Below are 6,604 nucleotides of genomic sequence, written 5' to 3'. Positions count from 1 at the left end.
CGGATCCACACCGGCCGCACGGAACCGCAACCGGACATACACATCAGGGTTCCATCGGTCGCGGTCGGTCAAATGGTTGTAGACCGCCATCGACACCGCAGTGTCGGGCGCCGCCGGTAGCTGCTCGAACGCGACCGCCGGCCGGGCCGGGTCGTCGCCGCTGTAGCCGGTGAGGCTGTAGCGGGCCAGGCCTGCGGCCGCGAGATGCTGCGCGAGTGCTTGCAGCAGCGCCGAGGTAGTCGTCGCGACAGCCACGTATCAACCTCCTATCTCGCGTCTGAGCTGCTCGCCGACAATCTGTTCGATCGGTAGATCGGCTAGCGCCGAGGCGAGGAACCCGGGCCCGCCGTCGTCGTGCTCGAAGTCGCGGCGCCGCTCTTGGATCGCGGCATACTCCGCGGTGAACTCCACCGACCCGACTCGCCCGTCGCTGTCGATTACCGCCGAGCGGTCCAGCTCGCCGGACTCGGTCGGCGAGCGGGCGACCGCGTCGTCTTTCAACGCTTCGAGTGCCATGTCGAGCCCGCGCGCCAGCGCGGCGTCCAACCCGCGGACGCCGTCCCATTCGACCGCCATCAGGTCAAATCGACCGAGTAGTAGTGAGGCAAGAACGCCGGGCCGCCCTCGCGGCGCTGCTCGGTGAGCACGGTCGCGACCCGGTCGTCGGGCAACCGCACCCGCGACCCGACCGGAATCGCCGGCGTCGTCGCCGGTAGCGACACCCGCGCGGCGCTTTCGATTTCCTCGCCGTCGCCGCCGAGCACGAGGCGCCGTTCGTTGACCACCCACCCGAGCAGCGTCACGGGCGGCGCGAACGTCGGACCGGCCGCACCGTTGCCGGTGCGCCGCTCGACGACAACCGGTGTGGTGAAGAACGGCGCCAACGGATCCGACGCCATCATTGCGGGCAGTCTCCGAAGTAGTACGCCGGTTGGTGCTGCCCGTTGGACAGCCCGAACAACGCGTACATGTCGTCGGACCATGTGAGCAGCCACGCCCGCCCGGCGCCGTCGGGAAGCTCGACGGTGTACGAGCCGGTATCGAGCGCGGCTTGCGTGACCCGCGGCCCGACGACGCGAGGACCACTCTCCAACGCGTCGGCGACGAGTTCAATCGAAAGCTGTCTCGCTACAGCAAGTTTCGCTGTGTCGCTTTCGTCGATGATGACGCGGCCGCGGATGAGTTGCTCGGCGAGGTCGAGCAGCCGGGCGGCGCGCGCTCGCTCACGAGGGGTGAGGGGACGCCACTGCTCCGCTATCTGGTCAGCCGTCGCGAAGGCCATGACGTCCCCTCTCCGCTCAGTTTCCGCCGCCGAACCGGGCGATCAGTTCCGGTTTCGTCATCTCTTCGGCTTCTGGGCGCGGCATACCGTTCGCGACGGCGTAGTCGACCCACAACGGTTTTGCGCCGGCCCTCGGCGGTACGGCGCCCTTCGGGCCCGCCGAGATGTCGGCCGGGTCGAGCGGTTCGCCGGCGTCGTCGACCGGCTGCTCGCCGCGGCCGGCCTCGTCGACGTCGGCCGCGGTCGCCTCGCCGGGCTCGCCGTCGTCGACCGGCTGCTCGTCGTCGACGCGTTCGACGGCGCCGGCCTTCAACAGCCGTTCGGCTTCGGCGTCGTCGAGTTCGAACACGTCGCCGCGGCGCCGCCGCGCGTATTCGATCGGGCCGCCCTTCGGGGCGTCGACGATCTGCGAATACCGCAGCGCGGTCAGTCGGTAGCGGGTCACGGGGTCACCACTCCCGTAATCCAGATACCGGCCTTCGGCTCGTCGAGCGCCATCGCGCGTTTGCGCGAGGTGTCCGACCGCCACGACTCGGTAGGGCCACCGTTGGGCCCGCCGCCCTCCGGATACAGCCCGGTCGATTCCAACGCCCGTGTGTCGGAGTAGAACCCGATCGTTTTGCGCTCGCCGATGAAAACCCGATCCATCGGCCACGACCACGCGGTGAGGGGATCCATACCCATGATCTGTTTGGGAAGCGCGCCGGTGTAGGCGATCGACTCGGATGCGAGAGCATCCTTGTACACCTTCAAGAAATCCTCGTTATCGGTGAGGATCGGCACGAGCGAGGGATGCAACACGATGGTGTCCGGTTTGAACCCGAACCCGTCGTCGCCCTGCGTCGCGGTCGGCGTCGCCGCCGACACCTCGTACATTGCGTCGGCGAAATCCTTGCGCGGCTTGCTGTTGGCGGTGTCCCACGCCGCCGAGGCGGGCATCGTCGGAACCGCGGCACTCTGCAACAACGCCTTGAGCACGCGGTCGTCGGCGCGAATGAACGTGTTGACGAGCTGTTTCAGTTGCCGGTTGACGTCGTCGAGCTTGTTTTCGTCGCGCATCTCCCGCGAGATACGCACGCCGAGCGCCTTCTTGGTGGCGTAGGCGATGGCGGGCGTACCGCGCTGTCCGGCACCGACCGGGATCTCGGAGAACTCGGCGACGTCCTCGATATCGGTCCCGAGGTACAGCGGTGTTGACTCGTCGTAGCGGACGAGACCGTTCGTGTTCGGGCCGGCGTCGCGCAACAGCGCCTCGGCGACGAACGCATTTCGCAGCAGCTCGAGCACGCGGGCGGGAATCAGCATCGGGTTGCCGACGAGGTCGGCGACCGTGGTCCGTGGCCCGTCGCTGATGCTCAGCACAGAGGTAGGCATGGTCGTTGTTTCCTTCCGTGATCAGCGATCAGGCGGTCCGCATGAGACCGACGGCGTTGCTGGCGACAGTGACACCAGCGGGCTCGGCGCAAATACCGACGATCGTGCGTGCGTCCGGAGTTGCCCCGGCCGGCGCGACCTTCCCGGTTGCGGTCGCGACGAGCTTGTCGCCGAACGCGGCGTTTGCCGAGTACGTAACGGGTACCTCCATGCCGCCATAGGCAACGCCGATCTTGGTCGGTGTGATGGCGGCGTTCAGCGGTTGCCCGTTCAGCACGACGGCGTCGGGGTCCTGCCCATCGGTGAGGGCGACGCCGAGCACCTTGACCGAACCCGCCGCGGCAACGCCGATCTTCCCGCCGGTGCGCGCCTCGACGAGCTGTCCGCCGAGGATCGGTTCGTCGGGGGTGTAGGTCCGCGGCCCGGCCTTGGTGACGATTGGGACTGCGCTCATGTCAGATGCTCCAGTTCTGGTAAAGGTCGGACTTGCGGATGTCGGCGGCCGCGGCGACGGACTGCTCTCCGCCGTCGACGCCGTGCCCGATCGGGCTCACAGGCACGAGCCCGGGCGCCAGCGACGCGAGCTGCGCGCGGCTCCCGTCGGGGTCGACCTCGAGCGAGCGCAACCAGTGATCGCGCCGCGCCGGCGGGATCCGGCCGTCGCTGATCGCCGCAGCGACGAGCGACTCGCGGTCGCGCTTCTCCTGCTCGGCGCGCGCCTGGTCGCCGCGCTCGGCCTTCGCGCGCAGCTCGGCGAGCGTGGCGGCGTCGATGGTGACCACTCCCGAGGCGAGGGCCTTGGTGTCGATCACCTGCGAGCGCGAGGCGGTGAGCGCGGCCGGGGGCGTCGCGCCCTCGTCGCCGTCGCCCTCGCCCTCGCCGTCGCCCTCGCCCTCGTCGTCGCCCTTGTCGTCGTCGTTCTCGCCGGGCAACACCTCGTCGAGCGCGGCGAGCACCGCCGCCTCGTCGGCGGCGTCGTCGAGCCCGAGACGCGTGCGGAGGTTCTGCAACAGGTCAGACATACCTTTCTCCTCTCCTTTCACCTCCGCACTCGCAGAGGGTCGCTGTGTTGGCGCCCGGCGGTTCCCGGGCCGCGATTCGGCTGCCGATGCCCACTGCGCGACCGGCCGACGCAGTCCGGTCGACGCGGCGACGTATTCGCGCTTGACCTCTTGCGCGTCGGCCCAGACGATTTCGTCGCCCGAGGCATCGAACGGCACCCGCCATAGCGAGCCGTTCGACTCGTCGACGGCGATCACCTCGGGCGGGTCGATGAACATGTCTTCGATCCACCACCAGTTGTCGGCGGCCGGACCGTCGTAGAACGAGCGGCGCACGTCCTCGACGGTCGCCGCCGCGGCGACCCGGGTCGCCAATGGTGCGGGCATGGTCGATTCCTTTCGGATGGTGACGGTGAACGCAGAGCCGCCGGGCGGCGGTTCGGATGAGGCAGCGACGCCGTACAACGCGGCGATGTCCTGCAAGCTCGCGAGGGTGCCGATACCGGGCGGGGTCACCCCGAGCAGCGCAATCGCCGAGATGACGAGCGGGTGAATGTGCCCGATCTGACACCGAAAGTTGATGTAACCCTCGAACGATCGGTCGGGGTACGCCGAGGCCATCACCTCACCAAGCCACGCCGGGACGCCGCGGTAATCACCGACGAGCGTCGTACCGTCGCTCGTTACCGCCATGTCCCCCACCCACCCGACCGCGGGCTCGCCGTCGAACCGCGGGTCGGTGTGCCCGAGTTTCAGCACCGGGTTACGCACCGCCGGGCACGCCAGCGCCGCGACCGCCGAATACAGGTCGTCGCTGGTGACGTCCAGCGGGCCCGTCGAGATGTCCCAATGCCCGACTTGCACTAGCTCGACATCAGGCACGGTGACCAGCACGGGACGGTCGGGCACTTCGACGTCGGCCACTAGAACAGCACCTCTTGCCGGTCGCTGGCACGCCGCCGCGCGGCCGCAGGCACCGGGACCGGCGCGGCGGGCGGCGCGGCCGGGGCGGGCGTCTGCACGGCGTCGTCGACCGGTTCCTCGTCGGGCTCGGCCGGCGGCATCCCGTATTGCTGGCGCACGAACGCGTCGAGCCGCGGGTCGGGAAGGATGAGCCCGGCGTCGATCAGGATTTTCAGCGCCGACGCGGTCAGATCCTGCCGCGATCCGATCTCGTCGAACACCAGGCGCGGCGTCGGTTCGTCCTCACCGAAGTTGATATCGACGAGGTCCTCGACGACGTGCGCTTGCGCGGTCCGCCGGATCGATTCGGCGATCGATTGAACGCTCTGCACGAACACGTCGGCTTGCACGCTGGCGAGGGCGTAGGACCCGCCGCGGTCGAGGTTGAGAAAGTGCGCGAGCCCGACGAGAGCGATCGACTTGTCGTGGTACTCGATCGCCCGGCGGATGTCGGGCAGGTTGCCGGAGACACCGAGCAGCGCGGCTTTCGCGTCGTGCGGCAATCCGAGGCCGGAGGTTTCGCCGCCGCGGTAGCGCGACGCCATCTTCTGATATGACCTAATGGTCGCCTCGTCGGCGCCGGGCGGCGCGTGCATGACCGGTACACCGATGCCGTTGCGCCGCGCGGCCGCCGCCTCGATACGCATGAATTCGTCTTTGAGCAGCCAGTTTTTGTAGGCCGGCCGCAGCAGCGACCGTCCCACCCAATCGCCCGGTTCGGGTTTACGCCGGTAAACCACCAACCGCGACACCGGAATCTCGACGGTCGTCAGCGGATAGAGCAACTTTCCGCCGACGGGCGGCCGCTGCTCGATGGATTCCAGCCCGCCGTCTTGCGCGACATGGATCCGGGTAATCGTCGTCGACGGTCGCGGTGCCAGCTTGCGCAGATACGCCCGCCCGTCGTCGCCGACGCGGTACAGCTGCTCGAAATACTGGTGTCCGTCGCGCAGCTTCAACAACGCCGTTTCGATGTGCTCGCCCCACTGAAAGCGGCCCTTGATTCGCGGCTGCGACGACGGCGCCTCGGCACCCACGATCGGCAATCCGAGGTTGTTCGCGACGAACTCCGTCACCTCGTCGCGCGCGCCGTTCGGGTCGATCCTCCACTCGGTTCGCAAAATCGGCAGCCCGATCGCTTCCAGCACCGACAACACCCGGCTGTCCTCGGATGCCATGCGCCTATATACGTGGACAGAGTTCGGCCACTGTAGGTCGGGTACCTTCTCGTCCTGGTCCCACTGCTGCCAATCGGTGAGGTACTGGTTCACATAGCCCAGCTCGAAAGTTGGTGCGGTAGACACGGTTTCGGCCACGTTTCACCTCCTTAGAAGGCAGCGTCGAACACGGAGAACTCGTCGTCGTCCTGATAGGTCTCATCCCCCGCGGGCCCCAGCGGCGCACCGATCAACCCGCCGTAGATCAGCAGCCCTTGCCGCGCACACGTCGCCGCCTCCAACGGCGAAATCACCCCGCCCGTTCGTGCCTGCCACACCGCGCCGGGCAGCTTCGAGAACGCCCCGTCGACCGCGGCGTTCATCCGCGGGTCGTCGCTGTGCGACAGGAGCCCGTTTACCGCGTCGTCGTACATGCCGCCGCAGGCCTCGACGTACTGCGGCCCGGTGAGTTCCTCGGGCTCGAGCGACGCGGCGAGCAACGGTGTCCGCAGCGTCGCCGCCGGCGCCGGCGCCGCCCGGGCGACCAGCGCGCACGGATCCAACCGCAGCACGAGCGCTATCAACCGGTCGGCGGCCGCGGGTGTCGGTGCCTCGTGGTATCCGACCTCGAGGTGTATGCGTCCGGTCGACGTGCGTTGCGCCGCGGCGAAGGTGATCCACTTGCGGTCGTCTGACACCGCGTACCCGATCGCGATGTCGCCGACCAGCGTCGGCCGCGTCTCGTAGGCCATGTCTCGCCACACCTCGCGGTCGCCGAACACGTGGTCGGCGTCGTCGTCGATTCCCGGCCACCGTCCGGCGCCGAG

General features: G+C 68.5%; 8 protein-coding genes and 2 pseudogenes. All 10 read right to left on the bottom strand.

The annotated features are described in order from the left end of the window. Positions 1-255: pseudogene (locus ACFU5M_RS31725) on the bottom strand (hypothetical protein); the annotation flags it as partial. Between the two features lie 3 nt (positions 256-258). Then, positions 259-576: a hypothetical protein gene (locus tag ACFU5M_RS31720; RefSeq protein ID WP_379054790.1), complete on the bottom strand. Its 318-nt coding sequence runs from the start codon at positions 574-576 to the stop codon at positions 259-261. Next, entirely contained in the window at positions 576-902 is a 327-nt protein-coding gene (locus tag ACFU5M_RS31715) for a hypothetical protein (RefSeq protein ID WP_379054788.1), read from the bottom strand. Before ACFU5M_RS31715 ends, ACFU5M_RS31720 begins: the two co-directional genes overlap by 1 nt. Then, positions 899-1,282, bottom strand: coding sequence for a hypothetical protein (locus ACFU5M_RS31710; protein WP_379054786.1), 384 nt, complete (start codon positions 1,280-1,282; stop codon positions 899-901). Before ACFU5M_RS31710 ends, ACFU5M_RS31715 begins: the two co-directional genes overlap by 4 nt. A gap of 16 nt (positions 1,283-1,298) precedes the next feature. After that, positions 1,299-1,727, bottom strand: coding sequence for a hypothetical protein (locus tag ACFU5M_RS31705; protein ID WP_379054784.1), 429 nt, complete (start codon positions 1,725-1,727; stop codon positions 1,299-1,301). Next, entirely contained in the window at positions 1,724-2,656 is a 933-nt protein-coding gene (locus ACFU5M_RS31700) for a hypothetical protein (RefSeq protein WP_379054782.1), read from the bottom strand. Before ACFU5M_RS31700 ends, ACFU5M_RS31705 begins: the two co-directional genes overlap by 4 nt. Before the next feature lie 28 nt (positions 2,657-2,684). Then, the gene (locus ACFU5M_RS31695; RefSeq protein ID WP_379054780.1) at positions 2,685-3,110 is read right to left on the bottom strand and encodes a hypothetical protein; all 426 of its coding nucleotides are present in this window, start codon (positions 3,108-3,110) and stop codon (positions 2,685-2,687) included. A gap of 1 nt (position 3,111) precedes the next feature. Then, entirely contained in the window at positions 3,112-4,581 is a 1,470-nt protein-coding gene (locus ACFU5M_RS31690) for a phage protease (protein ID WP_379054778.1), read from the bottom strand. Beyond that, a complete protein-coding gene (locus ACFU5M_RS31685; RefSeq protein ID WP_379054776.1) occupies positions 4,581-5,936 on the bottom strand; it encodes a DUF935 family protein in 1,356 nt (451 codons plus the stop codon). The genes ACFU5M_RS31690 and ACFU5M_RS31685 overlap by 1 nt, the downstream gene beginning before the upstream one ends. An 11-nt stretch (positions 5,937-5,947) precedes the next feature. Beyond that, a pseudogene (locus tag ACFU5M_RS31680) lies at positions 5,948-6,604 on the bottom strand (hypothetical protein); the annotation flags it as partial.

It is taken from the genome of Nocardia sp. NPDC057455 (assembly GCF_042802775.1).
Classification (GTDB): Bacteria; Actinomycetota; Actinomycetes; order Mycobacteriales; family Mycobacteriaceae; genus Nocardia.
This window is presented reverse-complemented; position numbering and strand designations above follow the sequence as displayed.

Bases quoted from the DNA above. Each gene is read 5' to 3' on its own strand.
- ACFU5M_RS31720 (WP_379054790.1), bottom strand. From the start codon at position 576: ATGGCGGTCGAATGGGACGGCGTCCGCGGGTTGGACGCCGCGCTGGCG.
- ACFU5M_RS31715 (WP_379054788.1), bottom strand. From the start codon at position 902: ATGATGGCGTCGGATCCGTTGGCGCCGTTCTTCACCACACCGGTTGTC.
- ACFU5M_RS31710 (WP_379054786.1), bottom strand. From the start codon at position 1,282: ATGGCCTTCGCGACGGCTGACCAGATAGCGGAGCAGTGGCGTCCCCTC.
- ACFU5M_RS31700 (WP_379054782.1), bottom strand. From the start codon at position 2,656: ATGCCTACCTCTGTGCTGAGCATCAGCGACGGGCCACGGACCACGGTC.
- ACFU5M_RS31695 (WP_379054780.1), bottom strand. From the start codon at position 3,110: ATGAGCGCAGTCCCAATCGTCACCAAGGCCGGGCCGCGGACCTACACC.